Source organism: Bacillus sp. A015 (assembly GCF_053851875.1).
In genome coordinates this window covers 51817-74373 of the sequence record NZ_JBSPZB010000016.1, presented here as the reverse complement: position 1 = coordinate 74373, position 22557 = coordinate 51817, and the positions used below count along the sequence as shown (strand labels likewise).

The following is a 22557-nucleotide window of genomic DNA, read 5'->3' as shown; positions in this document are numbered from 1 at the left end:
TACATGAAAACTTATTTCGCCGTTTTTATCGGTGGACTGCTTGGCACACTTTGCAGATATGAACTAAGCCAAACCGTTGTCAGCCAAACATTCCCCTATGCAACGATGATCGAAAACATTTTGGGCAGTCTGCTTCTTGGTTTTGCGACAGGATACTTTCTATTTCAGAAGGGAAAAAAATATCTTGCTGCTTTGATCGGAACAGGATTTTGTGGTGGGTTTACGACAATGTCCACTTTTTCTAAAGAGACTGTTCTCCTATTACAGGCTGGACAGTTCAATTTGAGCATGATGTACATCCTGCTCTCCGTGATTGCCGGAGTAGCCGCTGCTTTAGCTGGACTTATGTTCGCTCAGCGGCTCTTTCATCAAAATAAGCAGCAGAAAGGAAGCAGATAAATGATTGTTCTTTATACAGCTGTGGCTGGAGGGATTGGCAGTGCCTTTCGTTTTTTCATCAGTCAAATGATTCAGAAAACCCAATCCCATGCCCGTTTCCCGTACAGTATTCTTCTGATCAATTTATTAGGTGCAGCTGGTTTAGGTTTACTGACAGGCGCAGTGACATCCAATCATCCGCTCCTTGTGATCATTGGAACCGGTTTTTTCGGCGGCTTTACAACATTCTCTACTTTTAGTGTAGAGTCTGCGACCATGCTGATGCAGCATCAAATAGGAAAGCTCACTGTCTATTTATTTGTAACGATTATCGGGTCTTTATGCCTCTTTGCTGCGTTTTATCAAATAGGACAACACCTTTTTTAAATATTCGTGATGGCGGCTAAGCTGATCAGCAGTTGATCCATAAGCTGGCGTTTCATTAAAAACAATGTTTTTTCACTATAGCCGATTTCGAGGGCGCATTTTGCCATGCGCCAATCTCGAAAATATTTGTAGTCGATGAGCTGCTGCTCTATTTCATCTAATTCTTTCAGTGCTGTTTCAATACAAGCAACGATTAATTCATACTGGTTTTTCTGTTCTTCTAACTTTTTTCGTGTCATGTGATCCTGATGATGCGGACTTCTTTTTTCAAGCTTCCTTTCAATATTTAAGATTGCTGCCTGATAATTTTTGAAATTCTTCAAATGAAACTCAATTCGTTTCATTGAGGTTTTTTTCTCTGTGATACTTGCTGTTTCATACCAAAGCATGTCCATCCCCCTTAACGAACGTTTGTTCTTATTATATACGAACGTATGTTTGTTAAAAAGAGACTAAATACCTAAAAAAACCTTGAGCTTATTTTTCGCTCAAGGTCATTTCGTTTACTAACAGCGGCTCTTTTATATCAAGCCCAGTGCGTGTGTTTCCTTTATCCGATGACGTGACGCCTTTCTTCAGGTCGATCTTTTTAATATAGCGTCCATCCATTTCCAGCACCTTTATCTGAATGTCTTCAAGATAAATAGACTGTCCTTCTTGGATATCAATATTTTCTTTTAAGATTAACCCGCCTATTGTATCAATTTCTTCATCATGATAGGAAAGCTCGATCAAATCTTGAATTTCATCTAATCTCACTTTGCCATCTAATACATAATGATGTTCGGCTCTTTTTTGTATGACCGGCTGCTCATCTTCATCGAATTCATCTCGAATGTCTCCGACAATCTCTTCTAAAATATCTTCCGTTGTAACAAGTCCAGACGTTCCGCCATATTCATCGGTTAAGACCGCCATATGCATTCTATCGCGCTGCATCTTGACGAGTAGCTCCTGAATTGGAATCGTGTCAATCACTTCAATCACAGGATATATATAATCTTGAATCTTCAGTTGATCTTTTTCTTCCTGATACACAATATCTGCAAAGAGCTGCTTTTTGTTCAACATGCCAATGACATGGTCTTTATCCCCTGAAAACACTGGAAAGCGTGTATACTTTTCCTTTGTCATGATGGCCAGTATATCATCTAATGGCATATCTTCTGGGATTGCGCAAATTTCTCTTCGGGGTATCATGATCTCTCTGGCAATTCGATTATCGAAATCGAAAATTTTGTTCATATAGTTATATTCTGATGAGTTGATTTCCCCATTTTTTAAGCTCTCAGATAATAAAATCTTCAATTCCTCTTCAGAATGGGAATGTTCTTTTTCAGAGCCCATATCGATGCCCATCATTTTGGTCAATACTCGGGCTGATCCGTTTAACACATAAATGAAAGGGAACATGAGGATATAAAATGCATGCAGCGGGCCTGACAGCCAAAGCGTCATTTTTTCTGCCTTTTGAATGGCGAGCGTTTTTGGAGCAAGCTCACCTACGACTACATGCAAAAAAGTAATAATAGAGAACGCAAGTGTTGCTGAGATCAGGCTGATTGCTGAATCAGGAATGTTTGCCAAACCGAAACCTCGAACCAAAAGTTCTTTCACTGCCGGCTTACCGATCCACCCTAAACCGAGTGATGTCACTGTAATACCGAGCTGACAGGCTGACAAATATTCATCTAGCCTTGATGTCACCTTTTTCGCCATGATGGCCTTTTTGGACCCTTCGGCAACAAGCTGATTAATTCTTGAACTTCTCACCTTCACAATGGCAAACTCAGATGCAACAAAGAAAGCTGTTAAAGCAATCAAAACACCGACTATACTCAGATTAACAATATCGTCCATTTAACCTTGCTCTTTCTTAGAAGAACAAGGAGTCACCTCCTGATTGATGATGTTGTCTTTTGCAAAACGGTTAACTGATTAAATAAGACTACTTTGAGGGTCCCACTTAACCACCTCCGGTTCACGTAAAATCCGCCTCTCTACATATATATGAAACGGTATTCATTTTATTTTACCATAAATAATCTGAAAATTCCTGTATCGTCATGTATTTTGACAGGACAACCTAGACCGAGGGAAATCCCCCTCTGTTTCTTCATATTGGCAGGAAATATGAACAATTAACTTGTATTTCAGCCTAGAATTATATTAAACTATTTTCATAAACTATAACGTGACGGTTAGGAGGAGATGTCCAGATGGGGCTGAGAAAAAGTATCGTATTGGTGAACTAGCACAGATTGCACAGGTGACGAAACGAACTGTAGATTATTATACAAATCTCGGATTGCTTGCGCCTGTTAGATCTTGCTCAAATTATCGTTATTACGATGAACATGCTTTAAAACGATTACAATTAATCGTTCTTTGCAAACAGCAGAGATTGGCTCTTTCTGACATCAAATCCAGATTAGATGAACAATTCCCTTCTCAAAAAGAGAATCATGATGAACTTGTCCATTTAACCTCTGATATCGATCAGATGAATGAGCATATGGACCGCATTTTGGCACGTTGTAAGCAGCTTCAACCAGAACAACGTGAAAAACTAAAAGAGCAGCTTACACCTGAAAAAATGACGGCTGTCCAATCATTTTTACTGCTGTTAAGTTAAAATTTTTACTAAACAGGAGGTGTTACCTTCGTTCTCAAAGTCAGAACGAAGGCCTTAATTGGACATAGTTAATTTACTCATAGTTGCTTTACTTATAGCTTTAACCGCATTTTTCGTTGCATCAGAGTTTGCGATCATTCGCTTAAGAAGCTCAAGAATTGATCAATTAATCGCAGAAGGTAATAAAACAGCAGTTGCTGTCAAGCATGTGACGACTCACCTTGATGAGTACTTATCTGCCTGTCAGCTTGGTATTACCATTACCGCCCTTGGAATAGGTTGGTTAGGGGAAGAAACGATTGCGCATATGCTTGCTCCACTTTTTGTAGAGCTGTCAATTCCTCAATCAGCTAGTCACATTGTCACTTTTATTATTGCGTTTAGTATTATGACGTTTTTACACGTTGTGGTTGGAGAGCTTGCACCGAAAACACTCGCCATTCAAAAGGCTGAGCAAGTATCCCTACTTTTTGCTAGACCGCTGATGATCTTTTACAAGGTGATGTTCCCGTTCATTTGGGTATTAAATGGATCTGCTCGTTTATTAACGAAAGCGTTTGGTCTACAGCAAGTATCTGAGCATGACATGGCGCACTCTGAAGAAGAATTGCGGATTATTTTATCAGAAAGCTATAAGAGCGGCGAAATTAACCAGTCTGAATTCAAATATGTGAACAAAATTTTTGAATTTGATGATCGTCTGGCGAAAGAAATTATGATTCCTCGTACCGAAGTTGTCAGCTTCTCGCACGATATTACCATTGAGGAAATGCTGAAGGTCACCAAGGTAGAGAAATATACACGTTATCCAATTGAAGATGGCGATAAAGACAACATGATCGGTGTTGTAAATATTAAAGAGGTTCTCACTGCGTGCATTAGCGGTGAATGTTCTACAAGTGATACGATCGAAAAATTTGTGAATCCGATTATTCATGTGATTGAAACGGTTCCTGTTCATGATTTACTACTAAAAATGCAGCGTGAACGTGTACACATGGCGATCTTATCAGATGAATATGGCGGTACAGCAGGTCTTGTTACTGTTGAAGACATCCTTGAAGAAATCGTCGGTGAAATTCGTGATGAATTCGATATTGATGAAATCAACGAAGTGCGTAAGCTGGGAGAAGACCATTACATCTTTGATGGGAAAGTCCTTGTGGATCAAGTCAACCTACTGTTAGGTATTACACTTGATAATGAAGAAGTTGACACGATTGGCGGCTGGTTCCTCACGCAGAAGTATGAAGTAGAGAAAAATGACTCCATTCGTGAACAAGGCTATGAATTTATCATTAATGAAGTCGATGGACACCACGTGGTATACATCGAAGTCAAAAAGTTAAATGAACAACGATTAGAAGCAGCCGAAGAAGGCGCTTCGTAAGAAAAAAACGACCCTTGCCCTAAGCAAGTGGTCGTTTTTTTATCCCTTTTCCATTAATTGAGCTTCAAGTTCTTTAATTTTTGTATTTAATACTTCGGTCATAGCACCTAATCTTTCTTTTGGCGGCAGATGATCGAATTCAGACAGCTCAATCGGTTCCCCGATGATTAAGCGCATTTTCCCCTTTTTGAAAAGGCTTTTCGCATTTGATGGTCCTTTGTACGCCGCTGGAACAATTGGCGCTTTACCGAGCTGCGCAATGGTGACCGCCCCTCTTTTTAAAGGAACATCTTCTGTTGTACGTGTTCCACTTGGAAAAATGCCAACGATCTTTCCCTCTTTTAATAATTTAATGGGCGTTTTAATACTGCTTGGCCCAGGATTCTCTCGATCAACTGGAAAGGCATGAATTCTTTTTAAAAATCCGCCGATCCATTTATTTGCAAACAATTCTTTTTTCGCCATGTAGTGGATCTCAAACGGAAGAATTCCTGCGCCTAGTGCAAGAACGTCCACAAAACCCTCATGCGTACATGCAATGACAAAACCTCGATCCGTTGGCAGATTTTCTTTTTGATATACTTTGATTCCGCCTCGGAGAGCAAAAAATGCTTTGATGGTATAGCCTGAAAATTTATACATAGTGCACTTCCTTTGTTTGAAGAATGAAGGATTTGTTTCTATTATAACAAATTTTTTATTACCTGGTACTAAAAATTTTGTGCTGCAGCTAAAATAAAAGCTGTTCACTAAAATCAGCTTTTCGTTTGAAATCCTTGCTCCTTCTGTATTCAGACATGAGGTTTTAGGAGAGAATAAAATAGGAATTGTGTCCAATTTTGTCGTTTTTCGAAGGTTTTTCCTGATTTGTTCTATTGAAAATGCTTTATAAATGATGCAAATTTCGCTATGATAAGGAGAAATGATTTTGATTCGGCGAAAGAGATGAGTAATGTACGGCCTATGAGAAGTTTCGTGCAACTTTATGCCTTTCTTATGCGTGTATAACATAGAGGGGAGAAAAATCAGTGACGATCGATGAAATTTATCAAATGTATATGAACGATGTTTACAGGTTTCTGCTCTCCATGACAAAAGACAAACATTTGGCGGAAGACTTATTGCAGGAAACCTTTATGCGTGCTTATATACATATTCATTCCTACGACCATAGCAAAGTGAAACCTTGGTTATTTCAGGTGGCACGAAATGCTTTTATTGATTATGTCAGGAAACATAAAAAAGAAGTGACCATATCGGATGATCTAATTGGCGGCCTTTTACAAACGTCTGTACAAAGCCCTGCTGAACAGGTTGAAATAAAAGAAGTTCTCACCATGTATTTGGAGCAGCTTCCAGATAACTACAAGGAAGCGTTGACATTGTATTATTTAAAAGAACTCAATTACAAGGAAGCATCCAAGGTCATGAATATTACTGAAGCAAATTTTAAAAGTGTTTTATTTCGTGCAAGGCAGCGCCTAAAAGCACTTTACAACAGAGGTGTTAATGATGAATGAAGAGTTTAACAAGCGATGGGAACAATATAATAATGGCGAGATGAATGAGGAAGAAATGATGGCGTTTGAAGAAGAGCTTGAAGAAAATGAAAAGCGCTTAAGTCAGGAGCTGAATGACTCGGATTGGACAGACTTCTCCATCAGTCCTGAAAAGCAAAAAGCCATTTTACAATACGGAAAAAGAAAGTCATACTTACGTATTTCCGTACTTGCTGTCATATCTACACTCATTATTTTACCACTTTGTACAATGGGAAGTTATCTATACTACGGAGTTGGCGGAGCAGAGAGCAAAGGCAATCATTTCATGGAAACAGCTGCTGTGACAGTCGCTCTGACAAAACCAAACGTGGCCATTGATATGAAGGATTTAAAAGGACAGGTCAAGCTGTTTGGTATGAACACAGAGCTTAAGCTGCAAAAACAAATTGGCAATAAAACAGAAGCCATTGGCAGTGAACAAATTGAAATGTTTTTCGATAAATTAAAACAGCCTACAATCTCTTATTATGGTGACAGTGCACGCAATACGGAGGATTTCTTTACCCACCCTTCTACGCAGGCAGATGCATCAAAAAAACAAACACTCACCACTTTAGACAAGCTTCCTGAAGGAACAGTGAGTGAAGTGTATGTATCCTATGATAAAGCTTACACACCAAAGGACGTTTATTCCTTGGCTAAAAAATATGATATGAAAGTGCTTTGGAATGCGATTAAAACAGAGGATTCATTAAGTGGGAATCAGCGCCCGATCGGTTTTCCTGGGAAAGACTCTGAATTTTTAAAAGAGCTTCAGCACACATCAAAAACAGAGGTAGATCAATTCAAAGATGCCCTTGCTTATGTCAATCAGCATCCAACCTGGGCAAAAATGATCTCCGGCAGACCTGAACTTGACCTGTCTAACCGAATACGCTATATCAATCAAAATGGTGTCACGGTTTATGGCTCTGTTGTCACAGGTCCTTCTAAAGAAATTGAGAAATTTGTGAAGACAAAACGCATTAAAACGGCAAAAGTGAGCGAGGTGGAATTATGGAATTGGTAAGAATTTTTAAAGAGCATAATGTATTTGGCTGGATTTCTGTCGGCACAGCTATTTTATCCCTGCTTATGCTGAACCTCGCCATTATCAGCAACGTGACATTTTATTCTTTTCAAATGCTTCCTTTTGCAATGGCCGCAGTTCCATTTGGCATTATTGAACTGTTCATCAAAAAAGGCCGTACGGGCCCAGGTTTCCTAGGTGTCGTACTGAATATCTTTGTCATTGTTTGCGTCTATGCCATCGTATCAATTGATGTAGATCTTCAGTTAGGTTTTTAATGCCTCACAAAATGAAAAGCCAGTGCTACTTGACTGCACCAAGTAGCACTGGCTTTTTCTGTATATCCATTTATTTTTTATTTAATTCTAAGTGCTTTCTTGAATATAAGAAATACACAGCCAACCCGATAGCTAGCCAGATGAAGAAACGAACAAATGTGATGGCGCCGAGCTTATAAATGATGATTGAATAAAAATAAGACTCCCCTTTTCTTAACGAGTCCGTATTCATGTTATTTAAAAGCCTTTAGACTGGTAGTGAACTATGATAAAGGTCCACTCCTGTTGCGTAAATGATATATGAAAAAAGAGACTGTTGACAAAGGGCTAAAATTGATCTTTATTTTAGCCCTTTGTCTTCTTTTCAGCGTGATAGAAAACCTTTGCAGTCTAGGAAGGACGAGTTCCGGAGCGAATGTGACATTCGTGAGCACCGGCACGCAGGACTGACAAAGAATGCGAGGGTTTGTCTACACGCTGAGAGACTGCTCCATGAGCAGTCTCTTTGAATAGATTAGTTAACAAATGTTTTCGCTCCAAGGTAAATCGGCTTCCAATAGCTTGAATTCATATCACTGATCGTCACACCGTCAGAAGCAGCATGGATAAACTTGTTGTTCCCAATGTAGACACCCATGTGAGATGGACCAGATTTATATGTCGTAAAGAACACAAAATCTCCAACCTTCGGTGTTGAGACGCTCTTCATCGAGCCCCAAAAACCTTCTGTTGTTTGTCTTGAAATCTTTTTTTGCTTGTTAATGATATACCACATAAATCCGCTGCAATCAAAGCCTTTCGGTGTCGTTCCACCGCATTTATATGGTGTACCGTTCTGTGCTTTAGCATCTGATACGAGCTTAGACGTGTTTAATGAAGAAGTAGAGACTGTTTTTCCTTTGACAGGTGTTGTCTTCACTTTAGACGTCTTTTTCACCTTTAGCTTTTGTCCAATTTTGATGAGGTCTGTTTTGAGTTTATTTAATGATTTCAGCTCTTTCACTGTCATCCCATACTTTTTGCCAATTTTAGATAGTGTATCACCTTTGACAACTTTATGAGTGGCTGTCGCTGAAGCCGCTTTTACTTTTGTTGTTGTTTTTGATGTTTTCGTTGTTTTTTTCGAGGAAGTTCCATTTACTTTTAACGTTTGTCCAACATAAATCATGTCAGATTTCAGCTTATTGTCTGATTTAATTTTGCTCACGGTTGTTTTGTATCTTTTCGCTAGAACAGAAAGAGAGTCACCTTTTTGAACCTTTACTGATTGTGCTGAGGCAGCTCCGGCAAATAATGTCGTCCCAAGTAGAACTGCACTTGCAGCTGTGATCAATTGTTTTTTCATTTGTTCCTCCTGTATGTATCTATCGTGATCCGAATTTTTATCTACTTTCTATTATAAGGATCAAATACCAGAAGAAATAGTCTTGACTTCCTACGACATTATGCTTATTAATTCGGCAAAATTTATTTTTTTTAGGGTCCTTTTTATTTCATTTTTATTACACAATCATGAAAAAATGAATGCATCTTGTCATGGATAAATGATACATTCATTTCTCTTTTTGGTCTATTCTATGTAAAGTGGACCTTTACAATTTTAAAGCGAACTTTACCGTGCTGTAAAATGGAATCCACACTTCTGCTCTACCATTGTAAACGTAAGAGCGATACATAAAACAATGAGGAGGCAAAATGAATGAGTGTGTTGAAAAGCTCGAAAACGAAAATAGCCGCTGTGGCAGCAGCATCTGTGCTATCGATTGGCATTTTTTCAGGAATTGAATTTGGACAGGCTGACAAAGCTGAGGCTAAAAAGAAAGTAAAAAATGACGTGCAAAATGTGATCGTGCTGATTGGAGATGGCATGGGAACACCTTATCTTTCAACTTACCGCTCATTTAAACACAACGGAGACCTTTCAAAGCAAACAGCGTTTGACCCTTACCTCACTGGCATGCAAAAAACATACCCTGACGACTCTAAAAGTAACATCACCGATTCAGCAGCGGCCGCTACAGCCATGGCGACTGGTAAAAAGACATACAACAATGCCATCAGCGTAAACAAAAACGGCAAAAAATTAAAAACAGTTCTAGAAGAAGCAAAACGTAAAGGAAAGTCTACGGGTCTTGTCGTGACATCTGAATTAACAAATGCTACGCCTGCTGCATATGCCGCCCACGATGTGTCTAGAAAAAACACAGCAGCCATTGCCGATGATTTCTTCGATGAGAAAATCGGGAAACAGCATACAGTCGATGTCATGCTTGGCGGAGGACTTATCGATTTTGTTCGCAAGGATCGTGATCTGACGAAGGAATTCAAAAAAGCAGGTTATGATTATGTCACAAACAAAGCAGCCTTGCAAAAAAACAAAAACCAAAAAGTATTAGGTCTTTTTGCTGATGGCGGTCTCGATAAAGCCATTGATCGCGATAAAAACACCCCTTCTCTACAAGATATGACGTCCTCAGCCATTAAACAGCTGTCTAAAAACAAAAAAGGATTTTTCCTCATGGTCGAAGGCAGTCAAATTGACTGGGCGGGACATGACCATGATATTGTCAGTGCCATGAGTGAAGTGAAGGATTTTGAAAAAGCATTTGAAGAAGCCATTCGTTTCGCGAAAAAGGATAAAAATACGTTAGTCATTACGACTGCGGATCATTCCACTGGCGGACTTTCCTTCGGGGCAGACGGCTCCGGCAGCTGGGATTACAAACCTGTAAAAGCAGCGACAAAGACACCTGATTTTATTGCAAGCAAAATCGCAGGCGGCATGACAGTTGAGTCTGCGCTCAAACAATATATCAAACTTGATTTCACAAAAGAGGAACTCGCTTCTATTCAAAAAGCAGCTGAAACAAAAGATGCTGTTCAGATTGATGATGCGATTGAAGAAGTCATCAACACGAGATCACATACAGGCTGGACAACGTCAGGTCATACCGGTGATGAAGTACCATTTTATGCGTATGGACCAACAAGCCAGCAGCTAAAAGGTCTCATGGAAAATACAGATCAAGCCAAGCACATTTTCAAATTGCTTAAAAACCAATAACTTTGTGAAACACAAAAAAAGATGTCCTAGAGCAGACATCTTTTTTTGATCTTTTTTATGCGAGATATTTCCTATGAACCCCTTTTCCATCGTATGAAAACATCACTTCTTTTCCTTCAAGAACTGACTCGATATGCACACTTCTTCCCCACAGCTGATACAAATACGGGAGCACTTTTTCTAAGTATTTCAGGTCGAGCTCAATGCCTTCGTACCAATGTTTGATATAGAGTTCATTGTTTTTCAAATAGTCGCCATCGATCACGGTCAAATAAGGAAAACCGCCATTGACCCTCATGCTCACAAGCTGATCACGAACAGCCTTCCATTCTTTATCAATGACTTTATAGTCTCTCCCCTGCTTTTGAAACAAGTACAAGTCTTCTCTCATCACAAGGTCTTTTGTTAAGTAGTTTCGAATAAAGGAAATATCCGATTCAATTTCCCGTACTTCAAACATTTTGCTGCGGCCGGACCCTTCTGTCACACCTGCTTTTTTTAATTCTTCGCATGGGTTGTCATAACGCTCTTCAATATCTTCAAATATCTTCAGCCCTAAATAGTAAGGGTTGATCCCCGTCTTAGATGGCTGCACCACGCCTGCATTTAATTTCGCAAACTCAATCGATTCACTTGAATCTAAATCGAGCTCACGCATAATCCGCTGATGCCAATACGATGCCCAGCCTTCATTCATAATCTTTGTTTCCAGCTGCGGCCAAAAATAGAGCATTTCCTCTCTAAGCATGGTCAGTACATCCCGCTGCCACGGCTCTAGCTCCCTGGAGTGTGCCTCAATAAAGAGCAAAATATCTTTTTCTGGATTTGGCGGAAATTGCTTGACGGTTTTCTTTTTCTCACGCGTCTTTGGCTCATCCATTCCCCACAAATCATCATACGGTGTTTGACGTTTTGGTTTATCCTCTTCATATTCTTCTTCATCGTCCATATTCCAGCTTAATTTTGAACGAACAAGAGACGGATCAATATGCTCCTGCAGAGCCAATACCGCATCTAAAAAGGATTCGACTTCTTTTGTTCCGTGGATATGCTCATACTCTTTGATTCGCTCTGCCGCCGCAGCCATGCTTTCTACCATATCTCGTTTTGTGTTTTGAAAACGGCAATTATTTTTGAAGAAATCACAGTGTGCCAGTACATGAGCCACAATTAATTTATTTTGAACAAGCGTATTGTTATCTAGTAGAAAGGCGTAGCAAGGATTTGAATTGATCACCAGTTCATAAATTTTGCTTAACCCTAAATCATAATGAAGCTTCATTTTATGAAATTGCTTTCCAAAGCTCCAGTGGCTAAATCGTGTTGGCATTCCGTATGCACCGAACGTATAAATAATTTCCGCGGGACAGATTTCATACCTCATCGGATAAAAATCTAGACCAAATCCTTCTGCAATTTCTGTCATTTCATCAATGGCTCTTTGTAAAAGACGTTTTTCAGATACGCTCAAGGAAACCATCCCTCCTCATCGGACTTATCCCTACTATATGAGCGTATCTAAAAAAACATGATGTTCCGCCATTCGTTTAGACAACTTCCTTTTCTTTCATGGATTGCCCGCCGAATGCCTCGAAATGTATATTCTGTTCTGGAATTCCCATCTCTTTTAGGATATGGATCACCTCCTGTGTAAATGCTGGAGAACCACATAGATAAAATTGGCCTTTCTCTTCTCCAATCAATGATTGAAGGAATGGACGGTCAATCCGGCAAGCCGCCTTCTCAACCAGCTCGCTCTTTCCGGACTGTTCAAATTGCTCGTTACATAAGATGATGCGGCCATGAGAAGATGAAGTCAGAACGCTTTCAAACTCTTTTTCAAAAGCGGTTACATCCTCTAATCGGTCTGCATGAATCATCGTAAACGGCTGATTGTTGTGAGCTGCTGTTTTCACTAAGCCTACCATTGGTGTGACACCGGAACCGGCACTGATGAAATAAGCGGGCTCTTTTGTGTCTTCTTGCAAGCAGAACATTCCCTGCGGCATACTCACTTGAAGAACGCCCCCTTCTTCCATTTCATCATGCAAGAATGTGGACACATGACCATCACGCTTTACTGTGATGCGGTAATAAGACGGGTGATATTGATCTGATAAGCTGTATTGTCTGCTGCACACATAGGCTTCACCCGGCATATCTGCCTGCACAGTAATGTATTGACCCGCTTCATACATTGGAAGCTCTGATTCATCTTCTGGTACTAAATAAAAAGAGATAAGCGCTGGAGATTCTTGTTTCTTTTTCTTGATGACAAACGGTTTGACATCTGCCCATCCGCCTTTTTGTTTCACATTTTCATTCATCATTTCTGCTTCAATCGTGATAAATATATTCGCAATGATGTCATATGCGGCCTTCCACGCTAATAATGTGTCATCCTGCTCAGTTAATCCAAACACTTCTTTCATCGCTTTAATGAGGTGATACCCGACGATTGGATACTGCTCTTTTTTCACCATGACACTGACATGCTTATGGGCGATTTGTTTCACCGCAGGAAGCAATTGTTCTAATCGATCGATATGCAGTGCAGCTTGATATAGTGTCGCAGCAAGCGCTTCTGGCTGACTTCCGTTCATGAGGTTCGTTTTATTAAACTGATTGAGAAGCTCTGGGTGCTGCCTGATCATATTTTGATAAAAAACAGTCACAAGTTTTGTTCCCTCGGCTTTTAGTAGAGGGGCTGATTGTTTAATAGCGTTCATTTGATCTGTGGATAACATCGTTATTCCTTCTTTCAAAAGATGTATTTTAAATACATCTTTATCTTAATAGATGACAGCTTATAAAAGCAATATTTATAATACATGTTTTAAATGTTGTCACATTTAACACTTTCTCGACCAGTTCTTGTCTAAAATGTGTTACGATGATACAAAACTCTATTAGGTTTAGAGGTCGTCCAAATGAAACTTACGAATTATACAGATTTCTCATTAAGGGTACTCATTTATTTAGCGTCAAGAGACAACAATGAACTGTCAAATATTCAGCAGATTGCCGATATTTATGGCATTTCTAAAAATCATCTAACGAAGGTGATTTACCATCTTGGAAAACGCGGGTATGTGGAAACAATCCGCGGGAGAAATGGTGGGATTAGGCTGGGGAAAAGCCCAGATAGCATTAACATTGGGGAGGTTGTCCGCTATACAGAGGAAGACTTAGTCATGGTCGAATGCTTTGATCCAAAGAAAAACAGCTGTATTATCTCCCCGATTTGTTCATTAAAGCATGTACTTCACGAAGCTCTCACTGCTTATTTACGCGTTCTTGACCAATACACATTAAAAGACTTAACACAAAACAAAGATGCTCTAAGAGAGCTCCTGCTTTAGACGAAAGAATTTCATTTCTTTCGTCTTTTTCTTTACCTCCTTGTAATAATAATTTATTTAAAATTATTATAAATAAATATTGACTATCATGTTTGATTCACTATAATTAGGTATATAGATTGCTAGAAACCATTTTTTTGTTTACAGGAGGAGAAAAGAATGACAAATTCAAATCATAAAAATTTGACAACGAATCAAGGCGTGCCTGTTGGCGATAACCAAAACTCAAGAACAGCTGGTCACCGTGGACCTTCATTTCTCGATGATTACCATTTGATTGAAAAGCTTGCACACTTTGACCGTGAACGTATTCCAGAGCGTGTCGTTCATGCAAGAGGCGCCGGCGCTTATGGTGTGTTTGAAGTAGAAAATAGCATGGAGAAACATACAAAAGCAGCCTTCTTAAGTGAAGAAGGGAAACAGACAGACGTTTTTGTTCGCTTCTCAACGGTTATTCACCCTAAAGGCTCACCTGAAACATTACGTGACCCGCGCGGCTTCGCTGTGAAATTTTATACAGAAGAAGGCAACTACGATTTGGTGGGTAACAACTTGCCGATCTTCTTTATTCGTGATGCATTGAAATTCCCTGATATGGTTCACTCTCTTAAGCCAGATCCTGTAACCAATATCCAAGACCCTGACCGTTATTGGGATTTTATGACCTTAACACCTGAATCTACTCACATGCTTACATGGCTTTTCTCTGACGAAGGAATCCCTGCGAACTACGCAGAAATGCGCGGTTCCGGTGTCCATACGTTTAGATGGGTGAATAAATATGGAGAAACCAAATATGTGAAATATCACTGGAGACCATCAGAAGGTATTCGCAATTTATCCATGGAAGAAGCAGCAGAAATTCAAGCAAATGATTTCCAGCATGCGACAAGAGATCTTTATGATCGCATTGAAAAAGGCAACTATCCAGCATGGGACCTATATATTCAGCTTATGCCGCTTAGCGATTATGATGAACTTGATTATGATCCATGTGATCCAACAAAGACGTGGAGCGAGGAAGATTATCCGCTTCAAAAAGTAGGACGCATGACACTTAACCGCAATCCTGAAAATTTCTTTGCTGAAACAGAACAAGCTGCTTTCACGCCAAGTGCACTTGTTCCAGGTATTGAAGCGTCTGAAGATAAACTGCTTCAAGGTCGTCTTTTCTCATATCCAGACACGCAGCGTCACCGTCTTGGTGCGAACTACATGCGCATTCCGGTCAACTGCCCTTATGCACCTGTGCACAATAACCAACAGGATGGCTTTATGACAACGACTCGTCCAAGCGGTCATATTAACTATGAACCAAACCGTTACGAGGATCAGCCAAAAGAAAACCCTCACTACAAAGAAAGTGAGCCTGTTCTTCACGGTGACCGTATGGTGAGACAAAAAATCGAAAAACCGAACGATTTCAAACAAGCTGGGGAAAAATATCGAAGCTACTCTGAGGAAGAGAAACAAGCTTTGATCAAAAACCTAGCAGCTGATCTCAAAGATGTAAATGAAAAAACGAAATTACTTGCGATCTGCAATTTCTATCGTGCAGATGAAGATTACGGACAGCGTTTAGCGGATTCACTCGGTGTGGATATTCGCTCATATCTTCAAGGAAGCATGAAATAATTGAATTCGTGTTGAGCACCTCTTATCAAAAGAGGTGCTTCAGATTGTTGGACAAAGGGCTAAAATGATCTTTATTTTAGCCCTTTGTCTTCTTTTCAGCGTGATAGAAAACCTTTGCAGTCTAGGAAGGACGAGTACCGGAGCGGAGCGAATTTGACATTCGTGAGCACCGGCACGCAGGACTGACAAAGAATGCGAGGGTTTGTCTACACGCTGAGCACCTCTTATCAAAAGAGGTGCATTTTTATAACCGAAACACATTAATACTAATCAAATGTCCGGTCACCGGGTGAAAATAAATTTCTGCGTGTGCTGCAAAAAGTGTCGACCCTTCCTTCACCGTCACGCGAAACACATCTTTTGTTTGTTCATCATTTACTTTTGTTCGTCCAATGTACTGATAGTCGTTTAAAGCGGCGCCTTCATACTCGTCTTGCAATGCGGTATAAGCAAGTCTTTCCCAATTTTCAACGGGCTGCACCGCTGCTTTTGATGCAGGATGGATCATGAGACTGCCGAGCAAAACCATTCCTGCTGCAAAAAGCATCCACAATTTCGGCTGCATGATATCATTGATCTCACTTTCATGTATATTTTGATTAGGTTTTGCTGAAGAATCCTTTTTCATACATGAAGCATTTATTCAGCCTATAATTCCCGGTACGCAATTCATGCGGTCACCAACTTTTCCCCTGAAAAAGTCGATATGTTCCGTGCAAACTAATGAGGACTTCTCAAGGGAAAGGAGAAGGTTTCATGAATGTGGCGGATTATGATAAGGCACTTTATTATACGCATCGCTCGCAATGGGATAATTTACTTATTCTTATGGTACGTACGCAAGATGACTTGCTCTCGAAACGTATTGAGCATTTCTTACATGCGTATCAATTTAACCGAAACGATGCAGATGTTGAAAAATGTTTATACGGGCTCCTGCAGTACATTGATCATGCTTCAGAGGCTGCTGCTGCTGAAATTTATTCAGAACCGCTGTACACATAAAGAAAAAGGCTGATTTTCAGCCTTTTTACATACGTTTAGCAGTGCCAAGTGATTGGAAACTTAAAGTGGCCTTTCATCCATGTCTCTTTTGTGAAAATAACAGCACATCCTCCTCATTTGGCGTCGTGACTGCATGTTTATATTTTTTTCTGTCAAAGCAGCTCTTTTGACTGATTTTTTTGATAATCCACTGCATAAAGAGCCGCTTGGGTTCGATCTGCCAGCTCTAGCTTTGATAATAAATGAGATACGTGCGTTTTGACAGTTTTTTCAGAAATAAACAGCGCTGAGGCGATTTCTTTGTTGCTTTTACCCTTTGCAATTTCAAATAGGACATCACGTTCTCTATTGGTCAGCTCGTTCATTTGTGCCCATTTCTGCTCTTTTGGTTCTGTCAGATGCTGCACAAGGAAGGTCGTGATATGACCATCTAATTGATAGGTGCCATTTTGTACTTCAATCATTGTCGTGAGCAGTTTTTCTGGTGCTACATCCTTGAGCTGATAGGCTTTCGCCCCTGCTTGAATGGCTGGTATGACATAATCTTTATCCGCATAGCTTGTCAAGATCACAATGCGCGTATCCGGCATTTCCAGCGTCATTTGTTTCGTTGCCTCAATGCCATTCATAACGGGCATAGAGAGGTCCATTAAGACAATGTCAGGCTGCGTTTGTCTGACAACTTCAAGCGCCTCTTTTCCATTGGATGCCTCACCAACGATGTCCACATCAGGCTGTGTTTGCAAGAAAAACACCAGCCCTTTTCTCACAATATGATGATCATCTGCAATGACTACTCTCACGACGACCCCTTCCTTTCTTGAGAAAATGGCACTTTCACATGAATCGTGGTTCCTTTACCTAGCTCAGAATCAATACAAAATGTACCACCTGTTCTTCGGATGCGGTCAGCCATCCCTTTCAGCCCTAGTGAAGGAAGGCTCATTTGCTCGTCATACTGAAATCCTTTTCCGCGGTCGATGATTTCCATCTCAAACGTGTCTGCCGATTGCTCGAGTTTGACCTCGACTTCTTCTACTCCCGCGTGTTTTTGACAATTATTCAGCGCTTCTTGACATACGCGAAATAAAGTTTCATGCCGCGAATGATCCATCTCCATACAGCCTGATAAAGATAATGTACAGTTCAATCCTAAGAGCTGTGCGTACTCTTCAATCGCCGTCGTAAACCCTTTTTCAAGTCCTCTTGGCCTTAGCTGCCAGATGAGCGACCGCATTTCAATGAGGGCATCTTGTGACAAATGCTGAATAAAATCAATCATTTCCCCTAGATTCTGATCGCTTGTCATTTGACGGGCAGCCTTTGCAGTCAGACTCACTGAAAACAGCATTTGATTGACAGAATCATGTAAGTCCTGCGCAAGCCGGTTTCTTTCTTCCAGAAGTGCATGCTGCTGTTCGTTTTGTACAAGCTTCATTCGCTGAATGGCGGTGCCAATTTGAAACGCAATGCTTTCAAGCAAATTCAGCTCTTCTTGCGTAAATGTGACTTTTCCTTTTGCAGCCACATTTAATAAACCGAACGTGCGCTTACACGCTTTGAGCGGAACTGTCGCATGATGTGTAATGCCTTCTGTATCCCCAAGCTTTTGCTCGATGGCCGTTTCAATCCGTTTACAGTTGATAATATTGGTGGCTGATTGCAGTGATCCCTTTGTGTATCGATTAATGCAATAACAGTCGTTTTGACACATCAATTGCTTTTGGTGCTTTGCAAGTGCTTCAGGTAAAGATACCTCTGCCATCAGTTCATACGAGCCGTCTTCTTCTATAAAATAAATCCATGCTGTCTGAAAGCCTGTCACATCCATAAGCATATGGAGCACTTCATGAAGCGTGTCTTTCATTTCCAAGCCTTCATTTAACTTTTCAGCAATTTCTTTTAACGTTTTTAATGTTTTAACCTTCTCTTTGTATTCTCCCATGCTGTTTCCCCCCGGCATTTGCTGCCTCCTCTTATCATTATGCTGATTATACCATGAGCACCCTTTTGTCTCTTTCTCAAAAAGGATGATTTCTTCTCATACTTTTGGCTGAGAAAAAAGCCATCATGCATTCACACGATGGCTTTGTTACTTTCTTTATTTAGCTGTTTCTTCAACAATATCATAAACGACTTTCATCACTTCTTCTGATAGATGCTTCAGCTTTTCTTCGCTATCTGTTAAAGATGAGCCTTTAACTGCGATATAAAATTTCACTTTAGGCTCGGTACCAGAAGGTCTTAAGCAGAACCATGAGCCATCCTCAAGGAAATATTTCAGCACGTTTGATGCCGGCAGGTGAATGGTTTCTTCTTTCTTTTCTGTCACGAGATGTCTTTGACTTGATTGGTAATCCTCAATGACAGTGATGCGCTGACCGGCGATGGCAGCTGGCGGATTTGTTCTAAAGGTATGAAGGATCGCTGAAATTTGCTCTGCTCCTTCTTTTCCTTTTAAGGTTAATGACTTTAATCCTTCCCGGTAAAATCCAAACTCCTTGAAAATATCGACAAGAGCGTCGTACAATGACTTGCCTTGTTTTTTATAAAAAGCAGCGACTTCAACGGCTAACAGCGCTGCTTGCACCGCATCTTTATCTCTGGCAAAATCACCGATCAAATAGCCATAGCTCTCTTCATAACCGAATTGAAAAGTGTATTCTCCACTTTCTTCAAATTGCTTGATTTTTTCTCCAATAAATTTAAAGCCAGTAAGCGTGTCAATGGTGTCCGCACCAAATGCTGATGCGACAGCACGCCCAAGCTCACTTGTAACTATGGTTTTCATCACAACTGGACGAGGCGGCAGCTGACCTAGCTTTTGTTTTTCGGACAATAAATAATGAAGCAGCAGCGCTCCTGTTTGGTTCCCTGTTAAGACTGTAAATTCTCCCTCATGATTTCTGACGGCAATGCCTAACCTATCTGCATCAGGATCTGTTGCTATGAGGATATCCGCATTCTGCTTTTCACCAAGTTTCATGGCATATTCAAACGCTGCATGCTCCTCTGGATTTGGCGATGTCACCGTTGAAAATTGCGGATCTGGTTTTTCCTGTTCAGGCACAACGGTCACATGCTGATAGCCAAGAGCCTGAAGCCCATTTCGGACAGGTTGATTGGCGGTACCATGAAGCGGGGTAAACACCACTTTGACATCGACTTCATCTGCAAGCTCAGGATGCACACTGATGGTTTTTAATTTTTCAATATAAGCACGATCAATTTCTTCTTCAATCATATGGATGAGCCCATTTTGTTTCAACGTTTCTTCTGACTCTACTGAAATCGCCAGTTCATTTTCAATTGCATCTACTTCTTTAATGACTAGATCTGCTTCAAATGGAGGCAGCTGGCCGCCATCTTCTCCATATACTTTATAGCCATTATATTCTGGTGGGTTGTGACTTGCTGTCACGACGATACCAGCAAATGCATTCAGCTCCCGAACAGCAAATGAGAGTTCTGGTGTCGGACGCAGTTCGTCAAATACGTACGTTTGAATGCCTTGTGAAGCAAGCGTTTTGGCTGCTTCCATCGCGAATTCAGGAGATTTATGGCGTGAATCATATGCAATGGCGACGCCTCTTCTTTTTGCATCCTCTCCATGTTTCGCAATATACGCAGCAAGACCCGCTGATGCTTTACGAACGGTGTAGACGTTCATTCGGTTCGTTCCTGCACCAATTTCTCCGCGCATTCCTCCAGTTCCGAACTCAAGGTTTTTGTAGAAGCAGTCTTCAAGAGCTTGATGATCATCTCGATGCGCCTCTAGCCATTCCCTTAGTTCAGTATCCAGGTGCTTCTCATTGATCCATCGCTCATAATTCGTATTCCAACTCATGGTCGTCCTCCCAGTTCTTTTCATCAATAAAATAATATCTACTGTTATTTTATATGGAATCACCCTTTATGTCATGCTATATCATTGGCAGATGGAAAAATGATGAACAAATATAAAAAGCCGATACACGATCGGCTTGAGACTGTTGACAAAGGGCTAAAATGACCTTTATTTTAGCCCTTTGTCTTCTTTTCAGGCGTGATAGAAAACCTTTGCAGTCTAGGAAGGACGAGTACTGGAGCGGAGCGAATTTGACATTCGTGAGCACCGGCACGCAGGACTGACACCGAATGCGAGGGTTTGTCTACACGCTGAAAGACGATACGCGATCGGCTTTTCTCTTATTCGGCATCAAGCGGTACGACTGCTTCATGGAATAGTTGATCTAATTCTGTTTGATGTTTTTGTTTTGTCGCTTCATCCCAGCCAAAACGATCTGCCATATAGTCAACGACAGGCTGTGCATATTTTTTTGCCCAGTTGATATTAAATAATAGGCTTCCTGTTCTTCTTAAGAAGAAATCGACAGGTGTAACGGCTAGTTCTTCTTCGATCGCATAGACAAGCTCTGCCAGTACGTACGCTGGAATGTTTCGTTTGTCTGCTTCGCCTTGAAGCTGCTCCACACGCTGGAAGAGACTGCTGACGTTTGAGCCGTATTTTTCGGCTAGTTTTTGAGCAATCGGTTCTGTTAAACCAACGGATGCTCCTTCTGCCGTTTTCGCTTGAACAAAGGATGCCATATTTTTAGAACCGCCTACATGCCCACCTGAAACTGGCATATGTTTCGTTTTACATGATCCATAATCTTTTCCAGTTTCCTCCTTCAGTCCATCACGTACAAGATCCACAATGTGCTCAGCCATTTTACGGTAGCCTGTTAATTTACCACCAGCGATGGTGATCAAGCCTGAAGATGATGTCCATACCTCATCCTTACGAGAGATTTCTGAAGGGTCTTTTCCTTCTTCATGAATGAGCGGACGAAGACCGGCCCAGTTGGATTCAACATCTTTTTCCGTAATGTTGAGATCTGGGAACATGTACTGAATCGCTTGGATGACATAATCACGATCTGCTTTTGTCATACGCGGATGTTCCAGCTGTTTTTTGTATACCGTATCTGTTGTTCCAACGTACGTTTTGCCTTCTCTCGGAATCGCAAAGACCATGCGTTTGTCAGGCGTGTCAAAATAGATCGCTTGTTTTAACGGGAAAACCGATTGGTCGAATACTAAGTGAATTCCTTTTGTATGCTGTAAGTGTTTCCCTTCTTTTGAATGGTCCTTGTCTCTTAGCTGATCTACCCATGGACCTGTCGCATTGACAATCTTCTTCGCATACACATCATATGTTTTCTCCGTCATGACATCTTCAATGACAACGCCGACAACTTTTCCTTTATCATAAATAAATTCTTTTACTTTCGCATAGTTGACAGCTTCTGCACCGAATTTCACTGCCTCTTTCATGACTTCAATTGTGAGGCGTGCATCATCTGTACGGTATTCAACATAGTAGCCGCCGCCTTTTAAGCCGTCCTTTTTCACAAGCGGTTCTTTTGCAAGTGTTTCTTTCGCACTTAGCATGCTTCTGCGTTCGCTATGCTTTACTCCAGCTAAAAAGTCATACACTCTTAGACCAATTGATGTTGAAAACTTACCAAATGTACCGCCTTTATGCATCGGAAGAAGCATCCATTCTGGTGTTGTCACATGCGGACCATTTTCATATACAATGGCACGTTCTTTACCGACCTCTGCCACCATCTTCACTTCAAATTGCTTTAAATAACGAAGCCCACCGTGCACAAGTTTCGTTGAGCGGCTAGACGTACCTGCTGCGAAATCCTGCATTTCCGCAAGACCGACACGCATCCCGCGTGAAGCCGCATCAAGTGCTGTACCGGCGCCTGTAATACCCCCACCAATGATAAACACATCATATGGTTTTTTTGTCATTTCCTGCAGCATTTGTTCTCTTTCTAAGCTAGAAAAAGTCATCT

The 22557-nt window shown here is 40.7% G+C and carries 22 protein-coding genes and 1 pseudogene; 11 read left to right on the top strand and 12 right to left on the bottom strand.

Translation table 11 applies throughout. The features are described 5' to 3' along the window. Positions 1-3: 3 nt before the first annotated feature. Both crcB (ACSLGF_RS13730) and crcB (ACSLGF_RS13725) read left to right on the top strand, forming a co-directional pair. Entirely contained in the window at positions 4-399 is a 396-nt protein-coding gene (gene crcB, locus ACSLGF_RS13730; protein WP_456006319.1) for a fluoride efflux transporter CrcB, read from the top strand. Then, on the top strand, positions 400-765 hold the full coding sequence (gene crcB / locus ACSLGF_RS13725; protein ID WP_456006316.1) for a fluoride efflux transporter CrcB: 366 nt from the start codon (positions 400-402) through the stop codon (positions 763-765). Here the strand turns inward: crcB (ACSLGF_RS13725) and ACSLGF_RS13720 are convergent. Next, a complete protein-coding gene (locus tag ACSLGF_RS13720) occupies positions 762-1154 on the bottom strand; it encodes a transcriptional regulator (protein WP_456006313.1) in 393 nt (130 codons plus the stop codon). The genes crcB (ACSLGF_RS13725) and ACSLGF_RS13720 overlap by 4 nt on opposite strands. An 88-nt stretch (positions 1155-1242) precedes the next feature. After that, positions 1243-2625 carry a hemolysin family protein gene (locus ACSLGF_RS13715; protein ID WP_456006310.1) on the bottom strand — a complete coding sequence of 461 codons (1383 nt, stop codon included), beginning with the start codon at positions 2623-2625 and terminating at the stop codon, positions 1243-1245. 334 nt (positions 2626-2959) lie between these two features. Here ACSLGF_RS13715 and ACSLGF_RS13710 point away from each other — a divergent pair, with 334 nt between their 5' ends. Then, positions 2960-3400 carry a MerR family transcriptional regulator gene (locus ACSLGF_RS13710; protein WP_456006307.1) on the top strand — a complete coding sequence of 147 codons (441 nt, stop codon included), beginning with the start codon at positions 2960-2962 and terminating at the stop codon, positions 3398-3400. Between the two features lie 58 nt (positions 3401-3458). Beyond that, positions 3459-4790 (top strand): hemolysin family protein, encoded by a 1332-nt coding sequence (locus tag ACSLGF_RS13705; RefSeq protein WP_456006304.1) that lies wholly within the window; start codon positions 3459-3461, stop codon positions 4788-4790. 39 nt (positions 4791-4829) lie between these two features. Here ACSLGF_RS13705 and ACSLGF_RS13700 read toward each other — a convergent pair whose 3' ends face one another. Beyond that, a complete protein-coding gene (locus ACSLGF_RS13700) occupies positions 4830-5432 on the bottom strand; it encodes a lysophospholipid acyltransferase family protein (RefSeq protein ID WP_456006301.1) in 603 nt (200 codons plus the stop codon). Between the two features lie 386 nt (positions 5433-5818). Here ACSLGF_RS13700 and ACSLGF_RS13695 point away from each other — a divergent pair, with 386 nt between their 5' ends. The 3 genes from ACSLGF_RS13695 to ACSLGF_RS13685 are packed head-to-tail and all read left to right on the top strand — an operon-like array spanning position 5819 to position 7639. Further along, the gene (locus ACSLGF_RS13695; protein ID WP_024425287.1) at positions 5819-6310 is read left to right on the top strand and encodes a sigma-70 family RNA polymerase sigma factor; all 492 of its coding nucleotides are present in this window, start codon (positions 5819-5821) and stop codon (positions 6308-6310) included. After that, on the top strand, positions 6303-7361 hold the full coding sequence (locus ACSLGF_RS13690) for an anti-sigma factor (RefSeq protein ID WP_456006298.1): 1059 nt from the start codon (positions 6303-6305) through the stop codon (positions 7359-7361). Before ACSLGF_RS13695 ends, ACSLGF_RS13690 begins: the two co-directional genes overlap by 8 nt. Further along, a complete protein-coding gene (locus tag ACSLGF_RS13685) occupies positions 7349-7639 on the top strand; it encodes a hypothetical protein (RefSeq protein ID WP_024425288.1) in 291 nt (96 codons plus the stop codon). Before ACSLGF_RS13690 ends, ACSLGF_RS13685 begins: the two co-directional genes overlap by 13 nt. Before the next feature lie 70 nt (positions 7640-7709). Here the strand turns inward: ACSLGF_RS13685 and ACSLGF_RS13680 are convergent. Further along, positions 7710-7820: pseudogene (locus ACSLGF_RS13680) on the bottom strand (amino acid permease C-terminal domain-containing protein); the annotation flags it as partial. A 333-nt stretch (positions 7821-8153) separates the two neighbouring features. Beyond that, on the bottom strand, positions 8154-8984 hold the full coding sequence (locus tag ACSLGF_RS13675; protein WP_456006295.1) for a LysM peptidoglycan-binding domain-containing protein: 831 nt from the start codon (positions 8982-8984) through the stop codon (positions 8154-8156). A 354-nt stretch (positions 8985-9338) separates the two neighbouring features. On the opposite strand from ACSLGF_RS13675, the gene ACSLGF_RS13670 reads away from it, so the two are divergent. Next, positions 9339-10703, top strand: coding sequence for an alkaline phosphatase (locus ACSLGF_RS13670; protein ID WP_456006292.1), 1365 nt, complete (start codon positions 9339-9341; stop codon positions 10701-10703). A gap of 55 nt (positions 10704-10758) precedes the next feature. On the opposite strand, the gene ACSLGF_RS13665 is transcribed toward ACSLGF_RS13670, so the two are convergent. Continuing rightward, positions 10759-12183 carry a SpoVR family protein gene (locus tag ACSLGF_RS13665; protein WP_456006289.1) on the bottom strand — a complete coding sequence of 475 codons (1425 nt, stop codon included), beginning with the start codon at positions 12181-12183 and terminating at the stop codon, positions 10759-10761. A gap of 67 nt (positions 12184-12250) precedes the next feature. Beyond that, positions 12251-13450, bottom strand: coding sequence for a globin domain-containing protein (locus ACSLGF_RS13660; RefSeq protein ID WP_456006286.1), 1200 nt, complete (start codon positions 13448-13450; stop codon positions 12251-12253). Positions 13451-13633: 183 nt separating this feature from the next. On the opposite strand from ACSLGF_RS13660, the gene ACSLGF_RS13655 reads away from it, so the two are divergent. Both ACSLGF_RS13655 and ACSLGF_RS13650 read left to right on the top strand, forming a co-directional pair. Continuing rightward, positions 13634-14065 carry an Rrf2 family transcriptional regulator gene (locus tag ACSLGF_RS13655; protein ID WP_456006283.1) on the top strand — a complete coding sequence of 144 codons (432 nt, stop codon included), beginning with the start codon at positions 13634-13636 and terminating at the stop codon, positions 14063-14065. A gap of 159 nt (positions 14066-14224) precedes the next feature. Next, entirely contained in the window at positions 14225-15700 is a 1476-nt protein-coding gene (locus ACSLGF_RS13650; protein ID WP_456006280.1) for a catalase, read from the top strand. A gap of 244 nt (positions 15701-15944) precedes the next feature. On the opposite strand, the gene ACSLGF_RS13645 is transcribed toward ACSLGF_RS13650, so the two are convergent. Then, positions 15945-16265 carry a YqzG/YhdC family protein gene (locus ACSLGF_RS13645; RefSeq protein WP_456006277.1) on the bottom strand — a complete coding sequence of 107 codons (321 nt, stop codon included), beginning with the start codon at positions 16263-16265 and terminating at the stop codon, positions 15945-15947. Positions 16266-16456: 191 nt separating this feature from the next. Here ACSLGF_RS13645 and ACSLGF_RS13640 point away from each other — a divergent pair, with 191 nt between their 5' ends. Beyond that, positions 16457-16705: a YhdB family protein gene (locus ACSLGF_RS13640; RefSeq protein ID WP_456006274.1), complete on the top strand. Its 249-nt coding sequence runs from the start codon at positions 16457-16459 to the stop codon at positions 16703-16705. A gap of 152 nt (positions 16706-16857) precedes the next feature. Here the strand turns inward: ACSLGF_RS13640 and ACSLGF_RS13635 are convergent, their stop codons facing one another. The 4 genes from ACSLGF_RS13635 to glpD form a co-directional block, all read right to left on the bottom strand. After that, positions 16858-17508: a response regulator gene (locus ACSLGF_RS13635; protein ID WP_456006271.1), complete on the bottom strand. Its 651-nt coding sequence runs from the start codon at positions 17506-17508 to the stop codon at positions 16858-16860. Further along, the gene (locus ACSLGF_RS13630; RefSeq protein WP_456006344.1) at positions 17505-18650 is read right to left on the bottom strand and encodes a GAF domain-containing sensor histidine kinase; all 1146 of its coding nucleotides are present in this window, start codon (positions 18648-18650) and stop codon (positions 17505-17507) included. Before ACSLGF_RS13630 ends, ACSLGF_RS13635 begins: the two co-directional genes overlap by 4 nt. Positions 18651-18806: 156 nt before the next feature. Further along, the gene (locus ACSLGF_RS13625; RefSeq protein WP_456006268.1) at positions 18807-20552 is read right to left on the bottom strand and encodes a phospho-sugar mutase; all 1746 of its coding nucleotides are present in this window, start codon (positions 20550-20552) and stop codon (positions 18807-18809) included. A gap of 341 nt (positions 20553-20893) precedes the next feature. Next, positions 20894-22555, bottom strand: coding sequence for a glycerol-3-phosphate dehydrogenase (gene glpD, locus ACSLGF_RS13620; protein ID WP_456006264.1), 1662 nt, complete (start codon positions 22553-22555; stop codon positions 20894-20896). Positions 22556-22557 lie beyond the last annotated feature (2 nt).

Excerpts from the sequence above, each read along its gene's own strand:
- crcB (WP_456006319.1), top strand. The coding sequence starts at position 4 with ATGAAAACTTATTTCGCCGTTTTTATCGGTGGACTGCTTGGCACACTT.
- crcB (WP_456006316.1), top strand. The coding sequence starts at position 400 with ATGATTGTTCTTTATACAGCTGTGGCTGGAGGGATTGGCAGTGCCTTT.
- ACSLGF_RS13720 (WP_456006313.1), bottom strand. The coding sequence starts at position 1,154 with ATGCTTTGGTATGAAACAGCAAGTATCACAGAGAAAAAAACCTCAATG.
- ACSLGF_RS13715 (WP_456006310.1), bottom strand. The coding sequence starts at position 2,625 with ATGGACGATATTGTTAATCTGAGTATAGTCGGTGTTTTGATTGCTTTA.
- ACSLGF_RS13700 (WP_456006301.1), bottom strand. The coding sequence starts at position 5,432 with ATGTATAAATTTTCAGGCTATACCATCAAAGCATTTTTTGCTCTCCGA.
- ACSLGF_RS13690 (WP_456006298.1), top strand. The coding sequence starts at position 6,303 with ATGAATGAAGAGTTTAACAAGCGATGGGAACAATATAATAATGGCGAG.
- ACSLGF_RS13685 (WP_024425288.1), top strand. The coding sequence starts at position 7,349 with ATGGAATTGGTAAGAATTTTTAAAGAGCATAATGTATTTGGCTGGATT.
- ACSLGF_RS13675 (WP_456006295.1), bottom strand. The coding sequence starts at position 8,984 with ATGAAAAAACAATTGATCACAGCTGCAAGTGCAGTTCTACTTGGGACG.
- ACSLGF_RS13670 (WP_456006292.1), top strand. The coding sequence starts at position 9,339 with ATGAGTGTGTTGAAAAGCTCGAAAACGAAAATAGCCGCTGTGGCAGCA.
- ACSLGF_RS13665 (WP_456006289.1), bottom strand. The coding sequence starts at position 12,183 with ATGGTTTCCTTGAGCGTATCTGAAAAACGTCTTTTACAAAGAGCCATT.
- ACSLGF_RS13660 (WP_456006286.1), bottom strand. The coding sequence starts at position 13,450 with ATGTTATCCACAGATCAAATGAACGCTATTAAACAATCAGCCCCTCTA.
- ACSLGF_RS13655 (WP_456006283.1), top strand. The coding sequence starts at position 13,634 with ATGAAACTTACGAATTATACAGATTTCTCATTAAGGGTACTCATTTAT.
- ACSLGF_RS13650 (WP_456006280.1), top strand. The coding sequence starts at position 14,225 with ATGACAAATTCAAATCATAAAAATTTGACAACGAATCAAGGCGTGCCT.
- ACSLGF_RS13645 (WP_456006277.1), bottom strand. The coding sequence starts at position 16,265 with ATGCAGCCGAAATTGTGGATGCTTTTTGCAGCAGGAATGGTTTTGCTC.
- ACSLGF_RS13640 (WP_456006274.1), top strand. The coding sequence starts at position 16,457 with ATGAATGTGGCGGATTATGATAAGGCACTTTATTATACGCATCGCTCG.
- ACSLGF_RS13630 (WP_456006344.1), bottom strand. The coding sequence starts at position 18,650 with ATGGGAGAATACAAAGAGAAGGTTAAAACATTAAAAACGTTAAAAGAA.
- ACSLGF_RS13625 (WP_456006268.1), bottom strand. The coding sequence starts at position 20,552 with ATGAGTTGGAATACGAATTATGAGCGATGGATCAATGAGAAGCACCTG.
- glpD (WP_456006264.1), bottom strand. The coding sequence starts at position 22,555 with ATGACTTTTTCTAGCTTAGAAAGAGAACAAATGCTGCAGGAAATGACA.